Origin of the sequence: Rhizobium sp. PL01, from assembly GCF_033447125.1 — a bacterium.
Taxonomy (GTDB): domain Bacteria; phylum Pseudomonadota; class Alphaproteobacteria; order Rhizobiales; family Rhizobiaceae; genus Pararhizobium.
The window spans coordinates 330,150-355,576 of record NZ_JAWQUM010000003.1 but is presented as its reverse complement, the minus strand read 5'-3'; the positions used below and the strand labels follow the sequence as shown (position 1 = coordinate 355,576).

Sequence of the window (25,427 nt, the reverse complement as noted above, 5' to 3'; positions counted from 1 at the left end):
CTTTCATGTGCGCTGTCATCGCATGCGGACGCGTGCCTTGCCGGCAACCGAGAAGTAGACCATGACAATCAAATCACGCTTGCTCACCTGCCTGTTTCTCATCGCTCTTTCCATGGTCGTCTTGATCGCGACGGCTTTCAACGCGATGACCTCCATTTCAAAACGCACAGAGTCCATCGTCGCAGACCGGCTGGTGCCGGTGGCGCAGTTGAAGACCGTTGCCGACATGTATGCGGTCAACATTGTCGATACCGCCCACAAGGTACGCAGCGGCGCTCTCGACTGGACCGCTGGCGCCAAGGCCGTTGCCGATGCCCTCCTGACCATCGAGGCCAAATGGATTGCCTATGAAGCGACCAAGCTGACGGAAGCGGAAAAGATGCTGGCCGATGCGTTTGACACGGCACGGGCGGCAAGCGCTGCAGCGATACAGGACCTGCTTGATATCATGCAGCGGCGTGACCGCCCGGCCTTCGAACACTTCATCGACAAGGAACTCTATGCCGTCATCGACCCGCTCAGCCTGAGGATCGGCGAACTGATTGAGCTTCAGCTGTCGGAGGCCGACCGCGAACTGGTGGCCGCCAAGGCCGAGAAGGACCGTCTCGTCCTGTCGAAGGGGGTGATTGCGGCCTTCGCGATGGTGGCGTTAGCGGCAACCGTCTGGTTCGTCATTGCCGGTGTCTTCAAGCCTCTGACACGATTGCGCGAAGCGATGCACCTTTTGGCGGGCGGCAATCTCGGTGTCGCGATCTTCGGCGAAGGCCGCCGCGACGAGATCGGCCAAATGGCCGGCGCCATCGGCGTTTTCCGGGACAATGCCCTCGATCGCCAGCGCCTCGAGCAGGAAGCGGAGATCAACCGTTCACTCTCCGAGCGCGACCGGCAGGAGCGTGAAGCCCAGAAGGGGGCAGAAGCGGCAGAGGTGCAGTCGGCGGTCTCGGCGCTTGCCTTTGGCCTCGACAAGCTGGCGGAAGGCGACCTCACCTACCGGATCGACACAGCCCTTGCCGCGCATCTCGATGCGCTGCGCAGCAATTTCAACAGTTCGGTCGGCAATCTCGAGGATGCACTGCGCTCGGTCGGCGAAACCGCCCGCGGTATCAGCGCCGGTGCCAGCGAAATCCGCTCGGCTGCCGCCGATCTTTCCAAGCGCACCGAACAGCAGGCAGCCTCGGTCGAGGAAACCGCCGCCGCCCTCGACCAGATCTCGGTGACCGTCTCCGATGCCAGCAAGCGGGCGGAGGAAGCAGGCTCGCTGGTGGTGCGCACCCGCACTGCCGCTGAAAGATCCGGCGAGATCGTCGGCAACGCCATCGATGCGATGAGCGGTATCGAAGCCTCGTCGCGGGAAATCTCCAACATTATCGGCGTCATCGACGATATCGCCTTCCAGACCAATCTCCTGGCGCTGAATGCCGGTGTCGAGGCTGCCCGCGCTGGCGATGCCGGTAAGGGCTTTGCCGTCGTTGCCCAGGAGGTGCGTGAACTCGCACAACGCTCGGCGCAGGCGGCAAGGGAGATCAAGACACTGATTGCCACCTCCAGCAGCCAGGTGCGCTCCGGCGTCTCGCTGGTGCGCGAAACCGGCACGGCGCTGGAAGGCATTATTGCCGAGGTCCAGGAAATCAGTACCCATGTGACCGCGATCGTCGAAAGTGCGCGCGAACAATCCTCTGGCATCAAGCAGATCAATACCGCCGTCAACACGATCGACCAGGGCACGCAGCAGAACGCCGCCATGGTCGAGCAATCGACGGCGGCAAGCCACAGCCTTGCCAGCGAAGCTGGCGCTCTGACGCAACTTTTGACCCGCTTCAAGACCGGGGGTGGGCATGCCGCTCATGGTGGCAATCAGTTTGGACGCGCCGGCACGGTGGCCCGCAGTCATATCAGCGGGATACGGATGCAGGGTGCGGCGTCCTGAAACCCTGAACGGTTAAATCCAACACAGGAGCCGGGTCTGCGCCCGGCTCCTTCTCGTTTCAGGCGCGCGAAAGCACCGCATCAATTCCACCCGTTCAATCGACCGCCCGGAGCGTGACATGGCGCAAGTCCTCAAATCGAAGATGAGGCAATTCCGGTTCCCGATGACGAAATTCCCAAGCGAAAATGGAGTCTTGCGGCTCAATCCTGCAATACTGAATCATGACGTATGTCCTGACCGGAGACCGCCCCAGCAATATTTTCGACGACGATGCCGGTCGCAACATCTTGCTCCGCGGACATTCAGACTATGTCGCATACGCCTGTCCACCAAAAATTGACGCGCGATTGACATATAATTAGGCGCCATACTATATGTCGCCACATGACATTTCTTGAACAAAAACACCTCGCCTTGCTCGATGAAACACAGCGCCGGGGGCAGACCGGTACCGGGAACATACGGCTGTGTTTCGAGCTTTTGGCGCTCGCCTCTGCGATTGATCGCGATTGCGCCGCACGCCTGGCGCCGCATCGGCTCTCCGAAGGCAAATTCCTGCTGCTGTTCCTGCTCCAGGGTCGTCCCGACGGGCTTTCCCCGCATGAACTGGCCGAGCGTGCGGGTGTGACGCGGGCAACGATCACCGGTCTGCTCGACGGTCTGGAGCGCGATGGTTTTCTGGCCCGACACGCCGACCTCACGGACCGCCGCAAACTCACGGTACGCCTGTCCGCCAAAGGCGAGACAGCCGGGCGTTCCCTGTTTCAGGAACATGCCGAATGGATCAGCTCCCTTCTTGGGGACCTCAGCGCAGACGAGCAGAACCTTCTGAGCGGTCTGCTGCGGCGGGTCTGGCAGAAAACCGGCGCCGGGGCTAAGGAAAACAATGCCAGCGGCGATACCGGTGCACGCATATGAGCGGCAAACGAACAGGAAATCGTGTCGAGGATATCGCTCCGGCTCGCCTCGCCTTGCTCAACAGCGGCGCGGCTGAGGCGACAACATTGACCGAATGCCTTGCCGTCGACTTCGCGGCCCTGATGCGTGCCACCCTGCCCGGCATCGGCGAAGACGCTGCAGTCATCATGGAGAGCGCACAGGGAACCGGCATTTCCAAACGCATGGTATTGGCGGCGGCACTGGTTTGCGACCCCCTCGGCAAAGGCGCCATTGAGCGGCTGCAGGTGCATCCTTCCGATACCGTGCGTGGATGGGCCTGCTTCGTGATCGGTGCAGCGCAGGACATGCCGCTGGCGGCCCGTCTTGAGGCCATCCGGCCGCTGGCGGACGATCATCGTTTTGGCGTGCGGGAATGGTCGTGGATGGCGGTCCGGCCGCATCTTGCCGCCGATCTGGACCAGGCCATCGTGCACCTCAGCAAATGGACGAAAGCCCCCTCCGAACGGCTCCGGCGTTTCGCCTGTGAAGCCATCCGGCCGCGCGGCGTGTGGTGCACCCATATCGGCGCGCTCAAACAGCACCCGGAAAAGGCGCTGCCGGTCCTGGAGCCGCTGCGGGCCGATGCCGTCCCCTATGTGCAGGATTCCGTTGGCAACTGGCTGAACGACGCGGCCAAGGACCAGCCCGGCTGGGTGCGGGCTCTCTGCGCCCGTTGGATAGCTGAAAACCCCGATCCTGCGACAGCGCGGATCTGCAAACGCGCCCTGCGGTCGATCGATTGCAAGAGCTGACAACACTGATGGCTGGCTCAGGATCACGCCGCCCGTCGGCTGCCCGGCACATCATGCGTATGGGATACGATCGCCGGAATGTCGGGGATTTCTCCGCGTCTGACCCGTCGCACACGTGCGTTCATCCAGTGGCGGATGACGTTCCGGTAGAGCAACCGCCGAAACCATCCCAGCCCTTGCCGATGTTTCGCATAGAAATCGTCTGGGCTGTCGAACAGCCCAAGGTCGGCATTGATCCCCGTTCGCTGGATATACGTATCCGCTCCAATCCAATAGATCGGGGGCGCGGACAGACAATCGGTTCCGACGCCAAAACCGCAGAAATCGCCGCCCTTTCCGGAAAATTTCGCCTGAAGGGCACTCAGAAAGGGACGATCCAGAATGAACCCTTCAAGATTCGTCCAGCGGCCATCGTGATAAATTTCAACCCAGCTGTGAAGCACGCTGTCGGGCACGAGACCGTAGACCAGCTCCGGCACGACCCCGCGCTGTAGCGCCTTGTGGATCGTAAAACCGTGGAGACGGCATGAAACCCCGAGTGCGCGAAGCAGGGCCATCAGCAGAGTGCCCTTGGTGTTGCACTGGCCATAACCATCGGCAAGAACGGCGGATGCCGGGACGTTGTCATCACGATTGTATCCGAACGCGATCCGGTCGCGGACGAAGGTATAGGCCTCACCAATTCTCTCAAACGCCGGTAGCTGAAACCATCCTTCCGCCTCTATCAAACGGCGGATGGGATCAGAGGCAAAGTCGAGAAGTGGCGTCTGCTGAAGGTGTTTTTCACGCATGGTTTTGTTCCCTCTCCCAAGAGTTGACTTGTAATTCCTCTAGTCACTAGAGGGTCAAGCGCTTCTTTATGAGAGGCGACTGCGTCATCCGAAACAAAGCGTTCAGGTCGAAAATCCCCGGAAAGCCGACCTTGGGTGCTGCCTTATCCGTGCTTGTTCTGGACACGCCGCGTCAAAACACCGATAGTAGGCACGAAAATCGAGTGTGCTGCCCTTTGGGCGCACAACATCCGCAACGGACCGGTGAGACGGCTCCGAAAAAAGATGAACTGATGCGTCCAGCCTACAAGAAATCCAAGCTTTTCCGCCGTTCCCGTGTTTTGTGGGGATCCTATGTCAGCTGGCGGCCAAGGCTGGTGTTCTGGGCAGGTGCGATTGCCATAGGGCTGATCAGTGTTGCCTTTGCCGAACTCGCCGATCTGGCACAGCTTGCCTTCCGCAGCATGACCGGCAGCGGGCGATGGGGCTATCTGCTGCCGCTGGTGCTGACGCCCTCGATCTTCGTGCTCTCCGCCTGGCTCGCCATCCGCTTCTTTCCCAATGCGCAAGGCAGCGGCATTCCGCAGGCGATTGCCGCCCGGCATATGCATGACGAAGAGGATCGCTCCCGGCTGTTGTCCCTGAAACTTGCTGGCGGCAAGATCCTCTTGACCGTGCTTGGTCTTTTCAGCGGTGCCTCGATTGGCCGCGAGGGACCGACAGTGCAGGTCGGCGCATCGATCATGATGCAGGCGGCTCGCTGGGGCGGCATGGCGCAGGCGCGCGGACTGATCCTCGCCGGTTCCGCAGCAGGAATTGCCGCTGCCTTCAACACGCCGCTTGCCGGCATCGTCTTTGCCATCGAGGAGATGAGCCGGACCTATGAGGCGCGGGCGAACGGGCTTGTGCTGACGGCGGTGATCCTCTCGGGCCTCGCAGCGTTGGCCCTTGCCGGCAACTACACCTATTTCGGCACCACTACGATCGTGGCCGGATCGCTGCGCGAATGGATGCTGGTGCCGATCTGCGGCATCGGCGGCGGCCTGCTCGGGGCCGGATTCAGCGCCTGCGCGCTGCGGCTGTCGCGGCGTATCCGCCACTGGGCGCAGCCTGCTCCGCTGAAACGCATGTTGTTGCTGGCGGCCGGTTGTGGCTGCGGCGTTGCGGTGCTCGGGATCCTCTCGGGCGGCGCCACGTTCGGCACCGGCTATGAACAGGCGCGCCATGCTATCGAAGGCCAGCCGCTGCCGCTGTTCTTCTTTCTGGAAAAACTGCTTGCCAGTTTCCTGTCAATGATATCAGGCATTCCCGGCGGCATTTTCGCCCCCTCGCTATCAATCGGTGCAGGCTTCGGCTCCAGTGTCGGCATCCTGCTCGGCACCAGCGCCGGTCTTGCCGCCATCCTTGGCATGGCCGGCTATTTTGCCGGCATCGTCCAGGCGCCGATGACCGCCTTTGTCATCATCATGGAAATGACCGGCAATCATGACGGCGTGATTGCACTGATGGCAACGGCGATGATCGGCTATATGACCTCACGGCTGGTGTCGCGCGAACCGCTCTACCACGGGCTTGCCCGCACCTTCATTGCCCAGGGACGCCTGATGCGCCGAACCCAGGCCAAAACGGCGACCGATGAGAGCGATAGCAATAAGCTATAAAAATCATAGATTTTATGCTTGAAATCGATGATTTTGGCACTATTCTGCGTTTTTTGCTGATCGGAGAGATATTTGCTCTGATCCGCCAACATTAGAAATCCGTTTTTCTGTCATTTGTCCTACACGGCTGCGATATTCCTGACCAACACAACAGGATATCCTCCCATGACATCCGCATCGCTTGAAAACCGCGCCACAGCGCTAAACAGCCAACTGGAAAGCCTCGATCTTTCCGGCCGGCTGGCGCTGATCGCGTCGCTCGAGGGCAAATCGGTCTTCACCACCAGCCTCGGCATCGAGGATCAGGTGATTACGGCTGCAATCGGCACCGGCAGGCACGGCATCGACGTTTCGACGCTGGAAACCGGCCGTCTTTTCAATGAAACCGTGGCGCTGATCGACGAGACCGAAGAAACCTATGGCATCCTGATCAAGCGGTTTTACCCCGAGCAGGACGACATCGACGCCTACGCCGCCAAATACGGCATGAACGGCTTTTACGACAGTGTCGAAGCCAGGCATGCCTGTTGTGGCACGCGCAAGGTGAAGCCTCTTGCGCGTGCACTCGAAGGGGCATCCTTCTGGATCACCGGCCTGCGTCGCGGCCAGTCCGGCAACCGTGCCGAAACGCCGTTTGCCGAGGCCGACCTCGACCGTGGCCTGATCAAGATCAACGTACTCGCCGACTGGGACATCGAAAAGATCCGCGCCCATGTCACGGCGGAAGCGATCCCGGTCAATCCGCTGCATGCCCGTGGTTATCCATCGATCGGCTGCGAGCCCTGCACCCGCGCCATCAAGCCGGGCGAGCCCGAGCGGGCCGGCCGCTGGTGGTGGGAAAACGACGAGACGCGCGAATGTGGTCTGCACGTCGCAGAAGCCGCAACCTCGGCGATCCCGCAAACATCCCTTTCAAGCAGCCCCCTTTCCAGCAGCATTGCGCGATAATCCGCGCAAGCTCGCTCCACAGACACTCCCGGAGACTTGAAATGCCCAGTACTCTTCCGGAAACGGAACTGCACAATCCGCAGACCACCAAGACACCGCTCGATCCGCATCTGAAGGCGCTCGAGAACGAAGCGATCCACATCTTTCGCGAGGTGGCTGCCGAGTTCGACAAGCCGGTCATGCTCTATTCGGTCGGCAAGGACTCGTCTGTCCTCTTGCATTTGGCGCGCAAGGCTTTCTATCCGGGCCGCGTCCCCTTCCCGCTTTTGCACGTAAACACCGGCTGGAAATTCGCCGAGATGATCGCGTTCCGCAACGATATCGTCAAGAAATATGACCTCGATTTCATCGAGCACATCAATCCGCGCGGCAAGGCTGAAAACGTCACGCCGTTCACCCATGGCTCGGCACTGTTTACCGACATCATGAAGACCGAGGGCCTGCGCCAGGCGCTGGACGCCGGCGGTTTTGATGCCGCATTCGGCGGTGCCCGCCGCGACGAGGAAGCCAGCCGCGCCAAGGAACGCATCTACTCGTTCCGCACGCCTGAGCATCGCTGGGATCCGCGTGCGCAGCGTCCGGAACTCTGGAATATCTATAACGGCATGATCCGCAAGGGCGAAAGCGTGCGCGCCTTCCCGCTGTCGAACTGGACCGAGGTTGATATCTGGCGCTACATCCAGGTGGAAGATATCCCGCTCGTGCCGCTCTATTACGCCAAGGAACGCCCCTACGTTGAGCGCGACGGCATGATGATCCTCGCCGAAGATCCGCGGCTGGAGCTGTTGCCCGGCGAAACCATCCAGCACGGCTCGATCCGTTTCCGCACCCTTGGCGACTTTCCGCTGACGGGTGCCATTCCCTCGCAGGCCACAAACCTTGAAGAGGTCATTGCCGAACTGGAAATCGCCACGGTTTCCGAACGGCAGGGCCGTGCCATCGATCGCGATCAGTCGGGCTCGATGGAAAAGAAGAAGCGTGAAGGATATTTTTGATGACCGGCTCCGCAATCGCACAGGCAGCAACTGACACAATGACCGGCAGCATCACCACCTTCCCGGCAGTCGACACCGCGCGCGTGGCGCGCGACGTTCGTCCGCTTCGCCTCATCACCTGCGGCAGCGTTGATGACGGAAAGTCGACGCTGATCGGCCGTCTGCTCTGGGATACCAAAGCCGTCAAGGAAGACCAGGCGGCGACGCTGCGCCGTGACAGTGGCAAGCAGAACGATCTCGGCCTGCCCGATTTTGCGCTTCTGCTCGACGGTCTTCAGGCCGAACGCGAACAGGGCATCACCATCGATGTCGCCTATCGCTATTTCGCCACCGACAAGCGCTCCTTCATCGTCGCTGACACCCCCGGCCATGAGCAGTATACCCGCAACATGGCAACCGGCGCCTCCACGGCCGATCTCGCCATCCTGCTGGTGGACGCCCGCACCGGCCTGCTCGAACAGACCCGCCGCCATGCCACCATCGCCTCGCTGATGGGCATCAAGCAGTTCGTTCTGGCCGTCAACAAGTTCGACCTCGTCGGTTATGACCGGGCGCGTTTCGACCAGATCACCCACGAATTCCGCGAGCTTGCTCTGTCGCTCGGCGTTCGCCAGATCACCGCCATTCCGATGTCGGCACTCAAGGGCGAAAACGTCGTCTATGACGGCAAGGCCTCGATGCCCTGGTATGACGGCCAGACACTGGTCGAGGTGCTGGAGCTGGCAACGGTCCGCTCGGCCCAGACGGTCGGCTTCCGCCTGCCGGTGCAGCGCGTCTCGCGCCCCGGCGAGAGTTTTCGCGGCTATCAGGGCACGGTTGCGGGTGGCTCGGTCAAGCCCGGCGACAGCGTCGTTATCCTGCCCTCCGGCATGGTTGCCAACGTCACCAAGATCATCACCTTCGATCTCGTGCGCAATGCCGCCGTTGCCGGTGATGCCATCACGCTGGTGCTCGACCGCCAAGTCGATGTTTCCCGCGGCGACATGATCGTCTCGATCGACAGCCAGCCGCAGGTTGGCCTCGATTTCGACGCCCAGCTCGTTGCCCTGCAGTCGGAAGGCATCCAGCCGGGCCGGCGTTACTGGCTGAAAAGCGGCTCGCGGCGCCAGCGCGTCACCGCAAACCCGTTCAGCCAGCTCGACCTGAAGACCGGCAGCTGGAACCAGCGGACGGGTCTGCTGCCGATGAACGGCATTGGCAAAGTCCATTTGTCCTTCGATGAGAATGCGGTTTTTGACGCCTATGAGCAGAACCGCAACACCGGCGCCTTCATCCTGATCGACCCGGACACCAACAATACGGTGGCCGGCGGCATGATCACGGCCAAGCGCTCGTCGCTCACAGGCCTTCGCTCCGACGAAGCCCGCGTCGTCCTCTCGCTGCCTGCTGATCTTGCTGACCAGCTGATGGCCACCGAGCTGTTCTCCCACCGCCGCGACGAAACCGACCTCCGCCGCATGACCGCCGGCGAGGCTTCGCAAATCTTCAAGGATGCCTCCGTCGACATCTGAAATGAGTTTGCCTCGCAAGCGCTGCCGACGGAAAGCCAGCGGCGCTTGCGGCATTTTCTCTCGACATGTGTGAAGTCTCGACGGCCTTTTTGCCTCTGAGGCGGTTGCACCGCTCCGGATCGGCTGCGATCAGGACCCAGCCCCGACAATGGCCTTCAGCTTCTCCAGATCGGCCGTCTTTAGCGCATCCAGTTCCATGTCGCGCAAGGGGCGAAACCACACGGCGGCCTCGCTCAACGGCTCAGCATAGGGCGCCGGATAGCCGCCGAGGCCCAGCACCCATTCGCGCACGGTTTCGCGCTCCATGCGGCCAGCCTTGTAGCGGTCGTGGATGCTGGTCACGGAAGCGATCAGGTCGTCAATTTTCTTCAAGTCATGTCCTCGAACGGCGTTATGCGCGAAAGCCATAGCACGCCATTGGCTTAGGCAAGAAAGATCTTGCTAGGCCAGCAGCAGCGCCGTGCCGTACATGCCGAGTGCAAAGACGGTGTGGGCGGCGAGGTTGAGAAACCGCACCTTGTTGGGGTTCGGAAGCTTGGAAGCGGCCCAACCGATACCCAGGCCCGGCTGCAACAGGAACCAGCCGGCGCCGACCGTGACGATGCCGACGATCCAGGCGGGCAGGAATGTCGGTGCAGCGAGCCATGCTGGCCCGGTGATGGCAACCAGCAGGACGCCATAGGCGATGCCGACGGCATAATGGCTGACCCAGCCGAGTGCCTGCTCGTGCGCGTAAGGGGCGGCCTTGCCGATATCGTCATGAAAGACTTTGCCGGTGCGCAGGTGCCAGAACCAGCGGCCGACCGGCGCCCAGTTCGGCTTGCCCTGCCCCGCCAGCAGCCACAACAGAACAGCCCAGAGATCCATCAGCACGGTGCCGCCCACGCCGATCGCCACGCTGCGCCAGAGAATATCGACCATGAGAAGACGTCCTGCTCGGTGGGCCGGCGGAACCGCCAGAAAACAGAGCGGGCGCGGGAAATGACGGGAATCTGCGAAACGGCAGATGCCAGCCGTTGTAATTCATCTTTTGTTTTTCGGTCAAGGAAGACAGCGGCGCGATACAGGCTGATCGGCACGGCGGCAAAACGGATGTGGCATCAAAAGGGAAAACAAAATCTCGGGATTTTTGCATCTTGATCGCTCTCGGCAAAATCAAGATTTTAAGCTGGTCGGAGTGAGAGGATTCGAACCTCCGACCCCGTCGTCCCGAACGACGTGCGCTACCAGGCTGCGCTACACTCCGTGACCAGCGGCGCCTCTATAGAACAGCATTTTCCTTTCGACAAGCATCAAATTGGAAAAATCGCCAAGCTGACTGAAAACAACGGGATACGGGACGAGATGCTGCCGGGACGCACCAACTGCGCCCGTTTTGCGCCGTCCGCTCCGGGGGAGCATGGCGCCGTCTCCCCTTGTGAAACAGCGGGTTCCGGGCCACCAGACCGGTCTTCTCTGGGACCTTTCGGCAACGCTTGTGAATTTATGCGCAAGACGGTGCATATAAGTCGTTCCGCCGATTTTCTTTCAATCGGTTTAGCGCTAGAGGCTGGGTTGACAAGCCTTGGCCACCAGCGTTTTGCGCGGCCGGGCGAGCGATATTTCAGAACGAAAGCCAAAGGGACGTGACCAGATGAATTTCCGCTTGATGACCGTGGCCGGCCTTGCGCTGGCGCTTGCCGGCTGCACCACCGTGGGCCCAGCCCGCAATGCCGTCGAAGCCCGCTGGAAGGGCCAGCCCGCCGGCGTGTTCTTCGCCGCCTTCGGCCCGCCGCAGTCGGACGTTTCAACCGGTGACATGACGGTCTATTCCTGGAAGGGCGGCTACAAGAAGCGGACGATCCCGGCACAATATGCCGAAGGCGAAAACGGCAAGAAGGGCAAGAAGACCGCCTCTGCCCGCACAGAGTTCCTCTCCTGCTCCGTCCAGCTCAACGTCTCCTCCGACTACGTCATCCGCTCGATCCAGGTGCTCGGCGACGTCAAGAAATCGTCCGGCCCAAGCTGGTGCGACGAATTCCTGGCAGGCGACCAGGCGAAGTAAGGTTTCTGGCGCTGAAAGTGCTGATGTGAATGGACCCGCCGGTGAAGATCGGCGGGTTTTTTCTAACTCTGCGAATCTTCTAGCATCGATGCATGGCAAAGAAGAAAAAACGGGGCAGTATCTCTACGGTCGAAGCCGTTGCACGCCTCGACACTATGATGCCTTTGATCAGACTCAATGTTGAGCAAGTGGGCCTATGCCCGCGTGCTACTCACGCCTGAAGAACGCGACCGGTTCTATATCGAGTTCGTCACCGACGATCTTCTCACGACCGACACCGCAGCCCGCGCAACCGCTTATGGCCAGTATCGCAGCATGGGCGTCATGACCGCGAACGAAGTCCGTTCCGGCTTGAACCTCGCCCCGCACGCAGACGGCGAAAGCCTGTCAAATCCTCACATTACCACGACACCGAACACCCGCCCGGAACAACTGGAAGCGCCGCAGGAGACCGCATGACCGAACTTAAGAAGGCAATGGGGGAGGTCTTTACTCTCGCCCGTCTGATTGAACATGACCCGGCATTTGAAGAAGGAGTCCGGGCAACCGCTGCAAAGATCGTCGCGCAGTTCGATGAAGTAATTGGTCGGATCGAAATGCTTGATCCCGAAAACGCGGAAGAAGCTGCCGACCTTGAGGTAGGCACCTAACCGACTACGACCAGCTTATGTTAGTGGGCGTCCGCCGGAAAAAAGCGCGCCATAGAGTGCAACCTAAGATTGATGCAATAATAGCATCGTGGCGGTGGTGCCCGGCCTGAAGCAGGAAGCCCGCCGATCATCTCGGCGGCCTTACACGTTTTTAAGAAATGACGACAAGGCGGCCGGAGCGCCCACGACGTAGGCGGCATAAAGCGCCAGCAGCAACGGAGGGATAACCTCAACACCCAATACAACGAATCTAGACAGCGTCTTACCGGTATCCTTTAAATCAGATATCAACTCTGCTACTCTTGTTTCGAAATATATTTTATTTTCTGAAACAGGCCCCTCGCTGGGTCTGCCTCTAAATTCCTTCATAAACAAGTCAATGTCCTGATGTATAACATCAAGTTTACTAGATAAATTTTTTTCGATCGCACGAACTATAAAAACGTAAATGAAATAAAGTAAAAACAAGCTTCCAAATCCATTTATAGTTGATTTGTTAATTTTTAAATTCAACCCTAAAATAGTTATGCTCTCCCCAACAATCTGCAAATGATTGATCAGAAGCAGAAACGCCGCCGTCGCTACGAGCGCCTTGCGGGTTTTTGCAAAATCGTCGTGATCTAATAACGGATACATGAGCGCTTTCTTTTAACAATCAGACATCAACCGATGATGTCCCTGCTCTGGAAATGAGGGATGAGGGACATACAAGGTGAATACCCATGTGCAGCATCCACAAAGCTGCAACACTTAGGTTTTTCTAATGTTAGCTAAGTTATTAAAAAATAACAATAAAACATGTGTGGCTGGGGCGCCTGGATTCGAACCAGGGGTGCCGGTACCAAAAACCAGTGCCTTACCACTTGGCTACGCCCCAACGTTTGGCGCGAACAAATTGCCCTGCCAAATCGAGAGCCGGTTTAGCAAAGCCGAACGCATGCGACAATGTCTAAGTTTGGGTTTTGCGCGGATTTTTCAAGTGATGACGTTGAGAAGGCTGCGTGGGCGGGCGCAGTATGGGTGCCGCCCCTCATCCGCCCTGCCGGGCACCTTCTCCCCGCAAGCGGGGCGAAGGAATATGCCGCGCGTTCTGTCGTCCCCCTCTCCCCGTTTGCGGGGAGAGGGTTAGGGTGAGGGGCAATCGCCCGGACGGAAGCCGCAGATAGTGGCCATGTCTCTGCCCTCACCCAGCAACACTTTGAAGCCACATGCGATCAAAACAGGAAAGTCGTTTCGGTCGATGTTGTTATCGGTTAGGGTCAAGCCCTCGAACCCGGAGACCCTTATGAGCATTTTCCGTGCCCGCCCGCCTGCCAAGCCAACTGTACTTCTCGATGACGATGTGGTGCGGATCACCCGATGGGATTTCGAGCCGGGGGCGGATACCGGGCATCATGTGCATGGCATGGGCTATGTGGTCATTCCGATGACCGATTGCCGGTTTCTGCTGGAGGAGCCCGGTGGCGAGCGGCGGGTGGATATTGCCAAGGGGCAGGCCTACCGGCGCGAGGCTGGCGTCGAGCACAATGTCGTCAATGCGGGCAAGGACTTCATGTCGTTCATCGAAGTCGAGTACAAGTGAAGAGACGGCGCATGGACGGCCCGGATTTCGACCTGGATTTCAAGCCCGCCCATGGCGAGGCAGTGACGGTTGCCGACGGTGTTCAGCGCATCACCGTCAACAATCCCGGCCCCTTCACGTTTCACGGCACCAACAGCTATATCGCCGGAAATCAATCCGTTGTGGTGATCGATCCGGGGCCGGAGGACGAGGCACATTTTCAGGCGCTGATGGCGGCGTTGAAGGGTCGCGAGGTCACCCATATTGCGGTGAGCCATACGCACCGCGACCACTCGCCGCTGGCAAGGCGATTGAAAGCCGAGACCGGCGCGCTCATCGTCGCGGAAGGACCACACCGGGCGGCACGGCCGCTGCATGCTGGCGAGGTCAATCCGTTCGCGGAAAGTTCGGACATGGATTTTACGCCCGATATCGCGCTTGCCGATGGCGACCGGGTAGAGGGCGACGGCTGGTCGCTGACAACGCTGCTGACGCCCGGCCACACTGCCAATCACGCGGCTTTCGCGCTCGGAAACCCCGCCGATACCGGCATCGTCTTTTCTGCCGATCACGTCATGGCCTGGGCGACCTCGATCGTCGCGCCGCCGGATGGATCGATGACCGATTACATGGCCTCGCTGGAAAAGCTGCTGGGCCGCGACGACAAGCTCTATCTGCCCGGCCATGGCGGCCCGGTGAAAGCGCCTGCCGCATTCCTGCGCGGCCTTCGCGCCCACCGCCGGATGCGCGAGCGCGCCGTGCTGGAACGGGTACGGGCTGGCGACATCTATATTCCGGATATGGTGAAGGTGATCTACGCGACCACCGATCCGCGGCTGCATGGCGCGGCGGCGCTCTCGGTTCTTGCGCATATCGAAGATCTCATCGAGCGTGGCCAGGTCGAGACCGACGGCCCACCATCGCTGACCGGCGCTTACCGCCTGGCGCCCGGCGGCGCCAGCTGATGCAAGCCCGCACTGCCTACAGCTACCGCAGCGATCCGGCAGTTCCGGCCTTTGCCGACGATCACCCGGTTATCGTCTTCGACGGCGAGTGTATCTTCTGCTCGGGCTGGGTGAATTTCGTCTTGCGCCATGACCGGCAAGGCCGCTACCGCTTCATTACGGCACAATCGCCGCTCGGCGAGGCGCTCTACCGCCACTATGGCCTCGACAGCCGCAATTACGAGACCAATATCCTGCTCGAAGACGGCATTGCCTATCTGAAATCGGAGGGGTCTTTGCGCATGGCGGCCGGTCTCGGCTTTCCATGGAAGCTTGCCGGCGTCTTCCGCGTCCTTCCCAGAAGCATCCGCGATCCACTCTACGAACTGGTGGCGCGCAATCGCTACCGGATTGCCGGGCGCCGAAATACCTGTTTCGTGCCGACGCCGGAACATCGCGCCCGGTTCCTTGCATGAGCGCAGAACGGCTGCGCGTCCTGATCCTCGGTGGCTACGGCACATTCGGCGGCAGGCTGGTGCGGCTTTTGGCCGACGAGCCGCGACTGACGCTGCTGATCGCCGGGCGCTCGCTCGACAAGGCGCAGGCCTTTGCCGGAAGCGTGGCTGCCAAAGCCGTGCTTGAGCCTGTTGCGATGGATCGCAACGGAGATGCGGATGCCGTGCTTTCCGCGTGGAAACCCGATCTCCTCGTCGATGCCTCCGGGCCGTTTCAGGACGCCGGTCCCGATCCCTACTATCTGGTCAAGACCTGCATCGCACACGGCATCTGCTATCTCGACCTTGCCGACGCGACAGCTTTCGTCGCTGGCATCTCCAGCCTCGACGGCATGGCAACGGACAATGGCGTCTTTGCCCTCTCCGGCTGCAGCAGCTTTCCCGCCCTGTCGTTTGCGGCGCTTAGCGTATTGAAACCGGGATTTGCCGATATCGCCACGGTGAGCTGCGGCATCGCTCCCTCGCCCAAAGTCCGCATCGGCCTCAATGTCATCAAGGCCGTCTTGAGCTATGCCGGCAAGCCGGTGGCGCTCATCCGCAACGGCCGGAAGACGACAGGCTACGGATTGATGGACGGCATCCGCTGCACGATCGCACCGCCGGGTAGTATTCCGATGAACAGCCGCCGGTTCGTTCTGGCCGATGCGCCGGACCTTGCTTTGTTGCCGGTCGCCCTGCCCGGCCTGCAATCCAGTTTTACCGGTGCAGGCACCGAGCCGCAGATATTGCAACGCCTGCTGGGTCTTGGTGCCTGGCTGGTTCGGCTACGGCTGCTGGCCTCCCTTTCGCCGTTCGCCTCACTGTTTCACCGGGCATCGCATCATCTGGCGTTCGGCGAACATCGCGGCGGCATGTTCGTTGCCCTCACCGGCCGGGCCGAAGATGGCAGGCCGCTTGCGAAATCGTGGCATCTGGTGGCCGAAGGCGATGATGGCCCGTTCATCCCGGCGATGGCAGCAGAAGTGATCATTCGCAGCTGGCTCTCGGGACGCAAACCGAAGCCGGGAGCGCGCACAGCGGCTGGTGAAGTGACGCTCGCGGATTTCGAGCCGGCGTTTTCGCGTTTTGCCATCCGCACCGGTATTCGCGACGACGGGCCACGTGAGGAAAGCACGCCGCTCTACCGGCATATGCTGGGCAGTGCATGGGAAAGCCTGCCGCCCAGCGTCGCTGCCCTGCACGACAGCGCCGTTTCCCGCACGGTCGAAGGCCGGGCCAAGGTCGAGCGCGGCACCGGCCTTCTGGCCCGATTGACGGCCGCCATCATCGGCTTTCCCCCTGAAAATCCTGATATTCCTGTCCGCGTCCGTTTCGAGTGCAAGGGAGGCCGCGAGACATGGACCCGTACGTTCGGGACAAAATCCTTCCGCAGCGTGCAATCGGCTGGAACCGGCCGGAATGCCGGGTTGCTGACCGAGGATTTCGGGCCGTTCCGGGTGCTGATCGCGCTCGTACCCGACCACGGCCGCCTGCGGCTGGTGATCCGCGGCTGGCGTTTTCTGGGCCTGCCGCTGCCATTGTTTCTGGCGCCCAGTGGCGAGACATTCGAGACGGAGCAAGACGGCGTCTTCCGCTTTCATGTCGAAATCACCAGTCCGCTGACCGGCCTGATCGTTCGTTATAGCGGCTGGCTTCGTCCCGCGGCCAATTGAACCGTTCGGCGCTGCCGTCGACAAGGTACGGCTTGCGGCCAACGTCATATTGCAAGGTCAAGAGCAGGATAACGTCCATCCAGAGTTTCAGGATCGCACGCATCGCATCGTCCTTTTCAAATTCGTTGATGGCTGAGTGTGATCCCGCTTGCCCATGGCTGACAAACGAGCTTATTGTCGCCTTCGGATGACTTGAGGTTATGCCAATGAAGCGCGGACGTTTGCCCCTGACCGCCCTGCGCAGCTTCGAGGCGGCCGGAAGGCTGGAGAGTTTTACGCTGGCAGCGGAAGAGCTGTTCGTCTCGCAGGCCGCCATCAGCCGCCAGGTGCGCGAGCTGGAGGCGCTACTCGGTACGGCGCTGTTCACGCGGCATCATCGGCAGGTGCGGCTCAGTGCCGAAGGGACACGGCTGCTTGAAACGCTGGCTGTCGCCTTCGACGCCATCGATACCAGGCTTGACGAACTGCGCGCCACCAAGCCCGTCACGCTGCTGGCGATCAACGCCGAGCCCTGTTTCGCAGGGTGCTGGCTGGTGCCGCATCTGGCCGATTTTCGCGCTTTGCATCCTCAGATCGACATCTCGGTCGAATCGGAATCGAGGCTGGTCGAGTTTCGCAGCGATACGGCGGAGCTCGCCGTCCGCTATAGCACGACAGTCAGTACCTGGCCCCGCGCGCAGGCCCGCCACCTCTGCGACATCACCATGGTGCCGGCGGTGTCGCCCGAGATCGCCGGTGACGGAACGGCTTTCAAAACGCCGGCAGATCTTCTGTCCTACACACTCCTGCATGAGGAAACCCGCGATGTCTGGGTGCGCTGGTTTGCGGCTGCCGGGCTGGCGCCGGGGGCCGAGGTGATGCGTGGACCGATTTTTGCCGATGGATCGCTGACGCTGCAAGCGGCATTGCGCGGCCACGGGGTGGCGCTTGTCGATACGGTACTGACCCGGGATGACCTCACCGCCGGACGCATCGTCCAACCGTTCGACCTGTCTATTCCCCATGGCGCCTATTTTCTGGTGGCGCGCGATTTCAATCAGCTGTCGCCAGAAGCCTCGGCTTTGGCCGCATGGATCACCGCCTGCTTCGCCGGGCCACCGGACTGATGAAATGGATCAGTCTCCCGCGATGCCCAGCAGTTCGGCATCGAGCGCATGCAGGAACTGATCGGCGAAGGCGGCGCCCAGGCCCAGATCATGGCCGCCGTAACGCGAGGCGACACGCATGTCGACGAAAGTGGTTTCCGCCTCTTCGCGCAGCCTGATCAGCACATCGAAACGCAGACCGATGATCAGGGTGCGCCATTCGCCCTGAAGCAGGATATCCGAAGAGCGCCGGCCCGGCGGCATCTCGCCGGTAACGACCTCGGGACGCGACAGCGGGATCGGCACATCATCGGGATCGCTATCGGCCGGAGCGGCGTCCGCTGGCTTGACGGCCATATCCTCAAGATCGGCCTCGGCATTTTCCACGCCTTCCTGCGCAACGATGGTGATGCCGGTCTGCTCCGCGACGGTCTTTACGCCTTGGAAAACGCGGTCGAGCGCACCGTCATAACGGCGTCCGGTCAGCCCCGGATAGGCAAGAACCTGCGCTTCCCGGTCCGCCAGCGTCACCTCGGCCGATCGTTTGAGCCAACCTTGCTGCGCATTGGGTAGTTTGATCCAGGGCGGCGGCGTGACCGTGTCGGTGCTGACATCGTAGATCGCCGGCTTGGAGAAATATTCGCTGAGCGCATAGCCAGCGGCGGCGATCGGAACGGCCGCGTAGACCAGAGCCACGAACGAGGCAACGCCGCCGACGGCAGCGACCTGCCAGAACCGGACGAAACCGATAATGGCAAGTATGACCGCCAGAACCGCCAAACCGGCCGACAGCACAATCAGCGCCACGAAATGCGGCGTGATCAGCGGGCCGAACCGATGCGCCAGCAAGGCCCCGATAAAGAGACCGAAGGCAAAGCGGGCGATCCGGCGCGCCCAGCGGGCGGCAACAGATGGTGGGCGCTCATACTTGATCATCATCTGGCAGAATCAATCCCTTGGCCTGACACGGCAACCATCACTCCTGTTTAGAGCATGATGACGAAAGCTGTGAAGCGGTTTTCACGGGGATCATAATCGAAGCGCGGATACGGCCGGACAGAACGGTGAACATTTGCGGTTGCTAACATGCCGCAATTTCGCCATTCTCCGTGATCATGTCTTAAAAATGGGGATCAGCCGTGTTTTCCCGGTTCATGCGGCGTTGGACCGGTTTGCACACACATCAGAATTTCCAGGTGCGAAGGAAGACCTCTCTTCCTGCGGCTTGAAAGGAGAGTGAGCATGCTATCATCCGAAATGAACATGCCAGCATCGGCCACACAAACATTGATGCCGGCGTCCGAAACCAGCCTGACCATGGAACTGCTCGAGCTGGAATTGTCGCTGGATGGCTTCACGACCGGCCCGGACGGCTTTGCCGCCCATGTCCGTGCAGCAGCAGCCGCAGTCGATGGCGCCCTGCTGTTCGAACTGCCCGCCTCCGGCCTCGTGCCCGATTGCGACCGCATTGCAGTGCTGCGAATTCCCACGGAGGGCAGCGCGGTGATGGCAACAATCTTTGCCTGCCTCGGAACCGGTGGCAACACGATCCGCATCGAAATGCCGGATGAGACGACGGCGGACCTGAAGAATTTTGCCGAAGCCTTTGTGGATGTCTTGCAACGTATCTGATAGACCGATTGAAATCTGCAATCGTTTCAAGGTCTCAGCATGTCTATCTGGAAGATCCTGCCGCTTGTCGCCCTTGGCGCAATCCTGGGCGGTTGCACCACGTTAACGCCGCAAGAGCGCCGTGCCGCTGATGAGAAGACCTGCCTGTCCTACGGTTTTCGCCGTGGTACCGATGCGCTCGCCACCTGCCTGCAACGCATCGATCTCGACCGCCGCGCCGAGTCGCGCGCTCTGAGATATGACAACGATCCCATGCTCTGGGGCTGGAACCGGCCGTACATCGTCCGGTAGCGGCTGACCGCTTTGCTCCAGCAAGAATTTTCCCGTTCGGCGCAAAAAAGCGCTGCCTTTTGCTTTGGCAAAGGAAATTGCCGCCTATGATGACGGCGATGTTGAACGGGAGATTTTTCATGAAAGCCTTGCTGCAAATCCTCTGCGCCTTCCTTCTTCTTTCCGTAGGCCCGGCGCTCGCCGCTGAACGCTGGCAGGACCTGCCCGCCCCCCAACCTTTGCCGAAAGCGGATAAGACCGGCACGGCCCCGGTCAACGGCATCGACATGTACTACGCCGTCTACGGTTCCGGACCGCCTGTGCTGCTCATCCATGGTGGCCTTGGCTATAGCGACGTCTGGGGTGCCCAGGTGGCCGATCTTGCCAAGGATCATACGGTCATCGTCGCCGACAGCCGCGGACACGGCCGCTCGACCCGCAACGCCGAGCCCTTCAGCTACGATTTGATGTCGTCGGATTATCTGGCGTTGCTCGATTACCTGAAGATCGACAAGACGGCGATCGTCGGCTGGAGCGACGGTGGCATCATCGGCCTCGACATCGCCATCCATCATCCCGAGCGGCTGACGAAACTCTTCGCCCAGGCCGCCAACTCCAAGGTCGATGGCGTGATCCCGACCGTGATGGACAACAAGACCTTCGCCACCTACATCGAAAAGGCTGGCGAGGTTTACAAGAAGATCTCCCCCACCCCGACCGAATATGACGCGTTCGTCACCCAGATCAGCGGCATGTGGGCAAGCCAGCCCAACTGGAGCGATGCCGACCTGAAAAAGATCACCACCCCGACAGCAATCGCACTCGGCGATCACGACGAGGCGATCACGCGTGAGCACACGGACTACCTGGCAAAGACGATCCCCGGCGCAAAGCTGGTCATCCTCGAAAATGCCAGCCATTTCGCCATGCTGCAGGACCCGGAAGGGTACAACAAGGCGGTGCGGGATTTCATTGATAAGTGACGACCGGTTCTCCGGCGCCTGGCGGCGCCGGAGACTGAAATCAGCTCTTAAGCCTTGCCGTTGATGGCCGCTTGTGCGGCGGCCAGCCGCGCGATCGGCACGCGGAAGGGCGAGCAGGAGACATAATCGAGGCCGGTTTCCTCGCAGAAGCGGATCGAGGCCGGATCGCCACCATGTTCGCCGCAGATGCCGAGCTTCAGGCCGTTCTTGGTGCGGCGGCCACGTTCGGCGGCGATCTGGATCAGTTCACCGACACCATCGAAATCAAGCGAAACGAACGGGTCCTTTTCGACGATGCCCTTCTGGATATAGGTGTTCAAAAACTGCGCGGCGTCGTCACGCGAAATGCCGAAGGTGGTCTGCGTCAGGTCGTTGGTGCCGAACGAGAAGAAATCGGCGCTTTCGGCGATCACATGGGCACGAAGCGCAGCACGCGGCAATTCGATCATCGTGCCGACAAGATATTCGATCTCGATACCGGATTCACCGATCACTTCCTTGGCGACAGCATCGATGCAGGCCTTGACGTAGTCCAGTTCCGATTTCAGGCCGACCAGCGGCACCATGATTTCCGGCACGACCGGCGCGCCGGTCTCGCGGGCGGCCTCGACGGCCGCCTCGAAAATGGCACGGGCCTGCATCTCGCAGATTTCCGGATAGGAAATCGCCAGCCGGCAGCCGCGATGCCCGAGCATCGGGTTGAACTCGTGCAGCGCATCGACGCGCTGGCGCAGGTCCGCCGGGTTCATGCCGAGGACGGCCGCAACATCCTCGATTTCCTCATCGGTCTTCGGCAGGAATTCATGCAGCGGTGGATCGAGCAGGCGGATGGTCACCGGCAGGCCGTGCATGATCGAAAACAATTCGGTGAAATCGGAGCGCTGCATCGGCAAAAGCTTGGCGAGTGAAACCCGCCGCCCGGCCTCGTCGGCAGCCAGGATCATCTCGCGCATGACATTGATACGCTCGCCTTCGAAGAACATGTGCTCAGTGCGGCAGAGGCCGATACCTTCGGCGCCAAAGGAGCGGGCAGCGCGGGCATCGGCAGGCGTCTCGGCATTGGTGCGCACCGTCATGCGGCGGCTGGCATCGGCCCAGGCCATGATCTTGCCGAAGTCGCCCGACAATTCCGGCTGCAGCATCGGGATTTCGCCCTTCAGCACCTGGCCGGATGAACCATCAATGGTGATCACGTCGCCCTTGGTCAGCGTCATGCCGGCGGCGATCAGCAGTTCGTTGCGGGCATCGACGCGCAGATTGCCGGCGCCGGACACGCAGGGGATGCCCATGCCGCGGGCGACCACCGCCGCATGGCTGGTCATACCGCCACGGCAGGTGAGAATGCCTTCGGCCGCGTGCATGCCGTGAATATCCTCGGGGCTGGTTTCGACACGAACCAGAATGACCTTGCGGCCTTCCTTTTCGGCCAGCACCGCCTCTTCGGACGTGAAGACGATTTCGCCGGTCGCAGCGCCCGGTGAGGCCGGCAGGCCGGAGCCGATAATGTCGCGGCGGGCGCGCGGGTCGATGGTCGGGTGCAGCAGTTGATCCAGCGAGGACGGATCGATGCGGGTAACGGCCTGATCTTTCGTGATCGTGCGGGCTTCGGCCATATCGACGGCGATCCGCAGTGCGGCCTTGGCGGTGCGCTTGCCGGATCGTGTCTGCAGCATCCAAAGCTTTCCGCGCTCGATGGTGAATTCGAGGTCCTGCATGTCGCGGTAATGGGTTTCCAACCGATTGCAGATCGCCTGGAACTCCTCGAAGGCTTCCGGCATCAGCTTTTCCAGCGAGGGCTTGTCGGAACCGGAGGCGATGCGGGCGGCCTCGGTGATGTTCTGCGGTGTGCGGATACCGGCAACGACATCCTCGCCCTGCGCGTTGACGAGGAATTCGCCGTAAAGCTCATTCTCGCCGGTCGAGGGATTGCGGGTGAAGGCGACGCCGGTGGCGGACGTATTGCCGAGATTACCGAAGACCATGGCCTGCACGTTGACGGCTGTGCCCCAGGCAGCAGGGATATTGTGCAGATGGCGATAAGTGATGGCGCGCGGGTTCATCCAGCTGGAAAAGACAGCGCCGATCGCCCCCCAGAGCTGGACTTCCGGATCCTGCGGAAAGGCTTCGCCAAGTTCCTCCTCGATCACCCGCTTGTACAGCGAGATGATATGCTGCCATTCGACGGCGGAAAGCTCGGTATCCTGCTCGTGGCCGAGACGGCCCTTTTCGTCTTCCAGGATTTCCTCGAACACCTCGTGATCGAGCCCCATGACCACGTCGGCATACATCTGGATGAAGCGGCGATAGCTGTCCCAGGCAAACCGGGCGTCGCCAGCATCGTGGCCAAGCGCCTGCACGGTGGCGTCGTTGAGACCGAGATTAAGCACGGTATCCATCATGCCCGGCATGGAAGCACGAGCGCCGGAGCGGACCGACAGCAGCAGAGGACGCTCGGTATCACCGAACACGCGGCCAGTGATCGCCTGCATCTTCTCGATGCCGGCCGAAACCTGCGCCTTCAACTCATCCGGAATGCTGCGGCCACCGGCATAATACTTGCCACAGGCCTCGGTGATGATTGTCAGGCCGGGCGGCACCGGCAGGCCGAGATTGCACATCTCCGCGAGATTGGCCCCCTTGCCCCCCAGCAGATCACGATCGCCCGCATTGCCCTCGGCTTCTCCCCCGCCGAAGGTATAAACCCACTTTGTCATGCCATTTCTCCACCCATACGGCTCCCACCGAAGGTTACAGTATCCTTTTCGGCTTTAAAATGCACCGGCAGCGGATTTTTGCTGCATTGCAGCAAAATCGCGACAAAACCTGTCACAAAAGATGGAACGGAAGGTTCAAGCAACGGTGCGGCTGCGGCGCCACGTGCTCTTGCCGGACGCCTTTGCCTGATAAAGCGCCGTGTCGGCGGCACTCATCAATTCGTCAGGATCAAAGCCATTCTCGGGCGCAACCGCGATGCCGATGCTGACGCTGATGCCGATCTGGCGGTCTGCGATACCAAAAGGTTTTCCCAGCACCAGGATACAACGGTCGGCGATATCGGCCACCTTGGCGGCGGAGGCGTGCTGCAGAATTGCGAACTCGTCGCCACCAAGTCTCGCAACCAGATCGCCGTTCAGCAGCACCGATTTCAGCCGCTCGGCAACCTGTTTCAGCAGCATGTCCCCGGCCGCATGACCAAAGGTGTCGTTGACCGGCTTGAAGCCATCAAGGTCAAGATAGTGCACCGCCAGCTCCTGCCCGTCCCGCGCCGCCGTCTCCAGTGCGGATTCGAGCTTCTGGCGAAACTGCATGCGGTTGGGCAGGCCGGTCAGCGGATCGTGATGGGCAAGATGGGTGGCATGCGCCTCGGCGCGGATGCGGTCGCTGACATCGGCGATCGTCAAGAGCAGCCGCCGTGATGGCCCCTCGTTGATGATGCGCACGTAGATCAGCACATGATGTTCCGTGCCATCAGCCGCCTTCTGGTGCCAGACGGTGCGCGCTTCGCAATCGCCTTCCAGCCCGCGCAGCATGGTGCCAAGCCGCCCGCCTTCGCCGCCGCCATGAAAATCGGTCACGCACTTCTGCCGCATCGCCTCGGCCGGGAAGCCGTAGAGCCGAACCGCCGCACTGTTGACTGCGAGGATATCGAGCGTCACGGCATCGCAGACCATCATCGGCATCGGATTGGCATCGAACAGCAGCCGGAACGATTCCTCCCGGCGCTTGAGATCGGTGATATCGATGCGCATGCCGATGGCGCCGCCATCCGGCGTGCGGCGATCGTCATGGCGCAGCCAGCGGCCGTCCCGTAGCATCTGCTCTTCCTGAGAGACCGGAAGCCTGTGCCGCTTCATCCGCTCCTCGATCCAGCTTTCCGGATCGGTGACCATTTCGGGCATATCGCCACTGGCCAGGCTGATCTCGAGGATCTCGCGAAACGGCATTCCGGGCCGCAGGTGATCGGCGATTTCCGGATAGAGCGCCGCATATTTCTCGTTCCAGAGAATGTAACGATCCTGGGCATCGAACACGCAAGCTGCCTGCGGCAGCATGTCGATGAAGAAGCCGAGGCGCCGGTGGGCTGCTCTGGCCTCCAACAGGGCCTCATCATTCTGCCGCTCAAGCTCGAGCCGCATCGATTCCATCGCCCGTTCATCGATCAGATCGCGGATCACGACACCCGTCAAAGCATCACTGAACCGCACGACCGAAAGCTCGACGGGTATGACGCTGCCATCGCTGCGCAAAAGCAGCGTTTCGCGGCGGAAGGATTTTGCGGAACCGTTGGAGACCGCATGCCATTCCGGCAGAAGGCGCGACACCGGCGTTCGGGCAAGAGCAGAGCCCGCGCCGGATATCGCCGTCACCGCGTCATTGGCGAAAACGATGATGCCGCCTGCATTCACGCACAGGGACGCGACGGGCACAGCCCCCAGCAGCATCAATGCATCTGCGCCCGTGAAATCCGTCAAGTTTCATACCCTCCGGCGGCCCGACGCCGCCTTTTCGAAAGGCCGCCGGCGGAAAGTGTGCGCCCAGATATGAAAGATTCTCTTACCAACCCACCATGCCGTCCTTGAAGCCTGGC

At 60.9% G+C, this 25,427-nt stretch carries 27 protein-coding genes and 2 tRNA genes; 20 read left to right on the top strand and 9 right to left on the bottom strand.

The features are described 5' to 3' along the window. Positions 1-61 precede the first annotated feature (61 nt). From R6X40_RS09480 to R6X40_RS09470, 3 genes are all read left to right on the top strand, one after another. The gene (locus tag R6X40_RS09480; RefSeq protein WP_318412926.1) at positions 62-1,927 is read left to right on the top strand and encodes a methyl-accepting chemotaxis protein; all 1,866 of its coding nucleotides are present in this window, start codon (positions 62-64) and stop codon (positions 1,925-1,927) included. A 384-nt stretch (positions 1,928-2,311) separates the two neighbouring features. Then, entirely contained in the window at positions 2,312-2,845 is a 534-nt protein-coding gene (locus R6X40_RS09475; protein ID WP_318412925.1) for a MarR family transcriptional regulator, read from the top strand. Further along, entirely contained in the window at positions 2,842-3,618 is a 777-nt protein-coding gene (locus R6X40_RS09470; RefSeq protein ID WP_318412923.1) for a DNA alkylation repair protein, read from the top strand. Before R6X40_RS09475 ends, R6X40_RS09470 begins: the two co-directional genes overlap by 4 nt. Before the next feature lie 23 nt (positions 3,619-3,641). Here the strand turns inward: R6X40_RS09470 and R6X40_RS09465 are convergent, their stop codons facing one another. Beyond that, positions 3,642-4,409 carry a transglutaminase family protein gene (locus R6X40_RS09465; protein ID WP_318412921.1) on the bottom strand — a complete coding sequence of 256 codons (768 nt, stop codon included), beginning with the start codon at positions 4,407-4,409 and terminating at the stop codon, positions 3,642-3,644. 272 nt (positions 4,410-4,681) lie between these two features. Between R6X40_RS09465 and R6X40_RS09460 the strand changes: the two genes are divergently transcribed. The 4 genes from R6X40_RS09460 to cysN all read left to right on the top strand — a co-directional run bounded on the left by R6X40_RS09460 (position 4,682) and on the right by cysN (position 9,503). Next, on the top strand, positions 4,682-6,049 hold the full coding sequence (locus R6X40_RS09460) for a chloride channel protein (RefSeq protein WP_318412919.1): 1,368 nt from the start codon (positions 4,682-4,684) through the stop codon (positions 6,047-6,049). Between the two features lie 165 nt (positions 6,050-6,214). After that, entirely contained in the window at positions 6,215-6,997 is a 783-nt protein-coding gene (locus tag R6X40_RS09455; protein ID WP_318412917.1) for a phosphoadenylyl-sulfate reductase, read from the top strand. A gap of 41 nt (positions 6,998-7,038) precedes the next feature. Beyond that, positions 7,039-7,992, top strand: coding sequence for a sulfate adenylyltransferase subunit CysD (gene cysD / locus R6X40_RS09450; protein ID WP_318412915.1), 954 nt, complete (start codon positions 7,039-7,041; stop codon positions 7,990-7,992). A gap of 38 nt (positions 7,993-8,030) precedes the next feature. Next, positions 8,031-9,503, top strand: a complete 1,473-nt coding sequence (gene cysN / locus R6X40_RS09445; RefSeq protein WP_318413257.1) for a sulfate adenylyltransferase subunit CysN — start codon at positions 8,031-8,033, stop codon at positions 9,501-9,503. 129 nt (positions 9,504-9,632) lie between these two features. Here cysN and R6X40_RS09440 read toward each other — a convergent pair whose 3' ends face one another. From R6X40_RS09440 to R6X40_RS09430, 3 genes are all read right to left on the bottom strand, one after another. Continuing rightward, positions 9,633-9,875 (bottom strand): hypothetical protein, encoded by a 243-nt coding sequence (locus R6X40_RS09440; RefSeq protein ID WP_318412913.1) that lies wholly within the window; start codon positions 9,873-9,875, stop codon positions 9,633-9,635. Positions 9,876-9,944: 69 nt separating this feature from the next. Beyond that, the gene (locus R6X40_RS09435; RefSeq protein ID WP_318412911.1) at positions 9,945-10,424 is read right to left on the bottom strand and encodes a DUF2938 domain-containing protein; all 480 of its coding nucleotides are present in this window, start codon (positions 10,422-10,424) and stop codon (positions 9,945-9,947) included. 248 nt (positions 10,425-10,672) lie between these two features. Next, a tRNA-Pro gene (locus tag R6X40_RS09430) sits at positions 10,673-10,749 on the bottom strand. Between R6X40_RS09430 and R6X40_RS09425 the strand changes: the two genes are divergently transcribed. The 5 genes from R6X40_RS09425 to R6X40_RS31585 all read left to right on the top strand — a co-directional run bounded on the left by R6X40_RS09425 (position 10,749) and on the right by R6X40_RS31585 (position 12,307). Beyond that, positions 10,749-11,132, top strand: a complete 384-nt coding sequence (locus R6X40_RS09425) for a hypothetical protein (protein ID WP_318412910.1) — start codon at positions 10,749-10,751, stop codon at positions 11,130-11,132. The genes R6X40_RS09430 and R6X40_RS09425 overlap by 1 nt on opposite strands. A gap of 4 nt (positions 11,133-11,136) precedes the next feature. Further along, positions 11,137-11,547 carry a hypothetical protein gene (locus R6X40_RS09420; RefSeq protein ID WP_318412908.1) on the top strand — a complete coding sequence of 137 codons (411 nt, stop codon included), beginning with the start codon at positions 11,137-11,139 and terminating at the stop codon, positions 11,545-11,547. Positions 11,548-11,724: 177 nt separating this feature from the next. Next, on the top strand, positions 11,725-12,006 hold the full coding sequence (locus R6X40_RS09415) for a phage portal protein (protein WP_318412906.1): 282 nt from the start codon (positions 11,725-11,727) through the stop codon (positions 12,004-12,006). Then, a complete protein-coding gene (locus R6X40_RS09410) occupies positions 12,003-12,197 on the top strand; it encodes a hypothetical protein (protein WP_318412904.1) in 195 nt (64 codons plus the stop codon). Before R6X40_RS09415 ends, R6X40_RS09410 begins: the two co-directional genes overlap by 4 nt. Positions 12,198-12,214: 17 nt before the next feature. Further along, positions 12,215-12,307, top strand: a complete 93-nt coding sequence (locus R6X40_RS31585; protein WP_412178359.1) for a hypothetical protein — start codon at positions 12,215-12,217, stop codon at positions 12,305-12,307. A 31-nt stretch (positions 12,308-12,338) separates the two neighbouring features. On the opposite strand, the gene R6X40_RS09405 is transcribed toward R6X40_RS31585, so the two are convergent. After that, positions 12,339-12,833 (bottom strand): hypothetical protein, encoded by a 495-nt coding sequence (locus R6X40_RS09405; RefSeq protein ID WP_318412903.1) that lies wholly within the window; start codon positions 12,831-12,833, stop codon positions 12,339-12,341. Positions 12,834-13,000: 167 nt separating this feature from the next. Beyond that, a tRNA-Gln gene (locus tag R6X40_RS09400) sits at positions 13,001-13,074 on the bottom strand. Between the two features lie 408 nt (positions 13,075-13,482). Between R6X40_RS09400 and R6X40_RS09395 the strand changes: the two genes are divergently transcribed. The 5 genes from R6X40_RS09395 to R6X40_RS09375 all read left to right on the top strand — a co-directional run bounded on the left by R6X40_RS09395 (position 13,483) and on the right by R6X40_RS09375 (position 17,975). Continuing rightward, positions 13,483-13,779 carry a cupin domain-containing protein gene (locus tag R6X40_RS09395; protein ID WP_318412901.1) on the top strand — a complete coding sequence of 99 codons (297 nt, stop codon included), beginning with the start codon at positions 13,483-13,485 and terminating at the stop codon, positions 13,777-13,779. Between the two features lie 11 nt (positions 13,780-13,790). Then, the gene (locus R6X40_RS09390) at positions 13,791-14,723 is read left to right on the top strand and encodes an MBL fold metallo-hydrolase (protein WP_318412899.1); all 933 of its coding nucleotides are present in this window, start codon (positions 13,791-13,793) and stop codon (positions 14,721-14,723) included. After that, positions 14,723-15,178: a thiol-disulfide oxidoreductase DCC family protein gene (locus R6X40_RS09385; RefSeq protein ID WP_318412897.1), complete on the top strand. Its 456-nt coding sequence runs from the start codon at positions 14,723-14,725 to the stop codon at positions 15,176-15,178. The genes R6X40_RS09390 and R6X40_RS09385 overlap by 1 nt, the downstream gene beginning before the upstream one ends. Then, positions 15,175-16,869 carry a DUF4166 domain-containing protein gene (locus tag R6X40_RS09380; protein WP_318412896.1) on the top strand — a complete coding sequence of 565 codons (1,695 nt, stop codon included), beginning with the start codon at positions 15,175-15,177 and terminating at the stop codon, positions 16,867-16,869. Before R6X40_RS09385 ends, R6X40_RS09380 begins: the two co-directional genes overlap by 4 nt. A gap of 206 nt (positions 16,870-17,075) precedes the next feature. Continuing rightward, on the top strand, positions 17,076-17,975 hold the full coding sequence (locus R6X40_RS09375) for a LysR substrate-binding domain-containing protein (RefSeq protein WP_318412895.1): 900 nt from the start codon (positions 17,076-17,078) through the stop codon (positions 17,973-17,975). 9 nt (positions 17,976-17,984) lie between these two features. Here the strand turns inward: R6X40_RS09375 and R6X40_RS09370 are convergent, their stop codons facing one another. Continuing rightward, entirely contained in the window at positions 17,985-18,893 is a 909-nt protein-coding gene (locus R6X40_RS09370) for a DUF1499 domain-containing protein (RefSeq protein WP_318412893.1), read from the bottom strand. Positions 18,894-19,196: 303 nt separating this feature from the next. Here R6X40_RS09370 and R6X40_RS09365 point away from each other — a divergent pair, with 303 nt between their 5' ends. The 3 genes from R6X40_RS09365 to R6X40_RS09355 all read left to right on the top strand — a co-directional run bounded on the left by R6X40_RS09365 (position 19,197) and on the right by R6X40_RS09355 (position 20,839). Further along, a complete protein-coding gene (locus R6X40_RS09365; RefSeq protein ID WP_318412891.1) occupies positions 19,197-19,586 on the top strand; it encodes a hypothetical protein in 390 nt (129 codons plus the stop codon). Positions 19,587-19,625: 39 nt separating this feature from the next. After that, a complete protein-coding gene (locus R6X40_RS09360) occupies positions 19,626-19,877 on the top strand; it encodes a hypothetical protein (RefSeq protein ID WP_318412889.1) in 252 nt (83 codons plus the stop codon). A gap of 119 nt (positions 19,878-19,996) precedes the next feature. Further along, a complete protein-coding gene (locus R6X40_RS09355) occupies positions 19,997-20,839 on the top strand; it encodes an alpha/beta hydrolase (protein WP_318412887.1) in 843 nt (280 codons plus the stop codon). 47 nt (positions 20,840-20,886) lie between these two features. Here the strand turns inward: R6X40_RS09355 and ppdK are convergent, their stop codons facing one another. Both ppdK and R6X40_RS09345 read right to left on the bottom strand, forming a co-directional pair. Further along, positions 20,887-23,553 (bottom strand): pyruvate, phosphate dikinase, encoded by a 2,667-nt coding sequence (gene ppdK / locus R6X40_RS09350; protein ID WP_318412886.1) that lies wholly within the window; start codon positions 23,551-23,553, stop codon positions 20,887-20,889. 135 nt (positions 23,554-23,688) lie between these two features. Next, the gene (locus R6X40_RS09345) at positions 23,689-25,311 is read right to left on the bottom strand and encodes a diguanylate cyclase domain-containing protein (protein WP_318412885.1); all 1,623 of its coding nucleotides are present in this window, start codon (positions 25,309-25,311) and stop codon (positions 23,689-23,691) included. Positions 25,312-25,427 lie beyond the last annotated feature (116 nt).

Bases quoted from the DNA above. Each gene is read 5' to 3' on its own strand.
- R6X40_RS09480 (WP_318412926.1), top strand. From the start codon at position 62: ATGACAATCAAATCACGCTTGCTCACCTGCCTGTTTCTCATCGCTCTT.
- R6X40_RS09475 (WP_318412925.1), top strand. From the start codon at position 2,312: ATGACATTTCTTGAACAAAAACACCTCGCCTTGCTCGATGAAACACAG.
- R6X40_RS09470 (WP_318412923.1), top strand. From the start codon at position 2,842: ATGAGCGGCAAACGAACAGGAAATCGTGTCGAGGATATCGCTCCGGCT.
- R6X40_RS09465 (WP_318412921.1), bottom strand. From the start codon at position 4,409: ATGCGTGAAAAACACCTTCAGCAGACGCCACTTCTCGACTTTGCCTCT.
- R6X40_RS09460 (WP_318412919.1), top strand. From the start codon at position 4,682: ATGCGTCCAGCCTACAAGAAATCCAAGCTTTTCCGCCGTTCCCGTGTT.
- R6X40_RS09455 (WP_318412917.1), top strand. From the start codon at position 6,215: ATGACATCCGCATCGCTTGAAAACCGCGCCACAGCGCTAAACAGCCAA.
- cysD (WP_318412915.1), top strand. From the start codon at position 7,039: ATGCCCAGTACTCTTCCGGAAACGGAACTGCACAATCCGCAGACCACC.
- cysN (WP_318413257.1), top strand. From the start codon at position 8,031: ATGACCGGCAGCATCACCACCTTCCCGGCAGTCGACACCGCGCGCGTG.
- R6X40_RS09435 (WP_318412911.1), bottom strand. From the start codon at position 10,424: ATGGTCGATATTCTCTGGCGCAGCGTGGCGATCGGCGTGGGCGGCACC.
- R6X40_RS09420 (WP_318412908.1), top strand. From the start codon at position 11,137: ATGAATTTCCGCTTGATGACCGTGGCCGGCCTTGCGCTGGCGCTTGCC.
- R6X40_RS09415 (WP_318412906.1), top strand. From the start codon at position 11,725: ATGTTGAGCAAGTGGGCCTATGCCCGCGTGCTACTCACGCCTGAAGAA.
- R6X40_RS09410 (WP_318412904.1), top strand. From the start codon at position 12,003: ATGACCGAACTTAAGAAGGCAATGGGGGAGGTCTTTACTCTCGCCCGT.
- R6X40_RS31585 (WP_412178359.1), top strand. From the start codon at position 12,215: ATGTTAGTGGGCGTCCGCCGGAAAAAAGCGCGCCATAGAGTGCAACCT.
- R6X40_RS09405 (WP_318412903.1), bottom strand. From the start codon at position 12,833: ATGTATCCGTTATTAGATCACGACGATTTTGCAAAAACCCGCAAGGCG.
- R6X40_RS09395 (WP_318412901.1), top strand. From the start codon at position 13,483: ATGAGCATTTTCCGTGCCCGCCCGCCTGCCAAGCCAACTGTACTTCTC.
- R6X40_RS09390 (WP_318412899.1), top strand. From the start codon at position 13,791: ATGGACGGCCCGGATTTCGACCTGGATTTCAAGCCCGCCCATGGCGAG.
- R6X40_RS09385 (WP_318412897.1), top strand. From the start codon at position 14,723: ATGCAAGCCCGCACTGCCTACAGCTACCGCAGCGATCCGGCAGTTCCG.
- R6X40_RS09380 (WP_318412896.1), top strand. From the start codon at position 15,175: ATGAGCGCAGAACGGCTGCGCGTCCTGATCCTCGGTGGCTACGGCACA.
- R6X40_RS09375 (WP_318412895.1), top strand. From the start codon at position 17,076: ATGAAGCGCGGACGTTTGCCCCTGACCGCCCTGCGCAGCTTCGAGGCG.
- R6X40_RS09370 (WP_318412893.1), bottom strand. From the start codon at position 18,893: ATGATGATCAAGTATGAGCGCCCACCATCTGTTGCCGCCCGCTGGGCG.
- R6X40_RS09365 (WP_318412891.1), top strand. From the start codon at position 19,197: ATGCTATCATCCGAAATGAACATGCCAGCATCGGCCACACAAACATTG.
- R6X40_RS09360 (WP_318412889.1), top strand. From the start codon at position 19,626: ATGTCTATCTGGAAGATCCTGCCGCTTGTCGCCCTTGGCGCAATCCTG.
- R6X40_RS09355 (WP_318412887.1), top strand. From the start codon at position 19,997: ATGAAAGCCTTGCTGCAAATCCTCTGCGCCTTCCTTCTTCTTTCCGTA.
- ppdK (WP_318412886.1), bottom strand. From the start codon at position 23,553: ATGACAAAGTGGGTTTATACCTTCGGCGGGGGAGAAGCCGAGGGCAAT.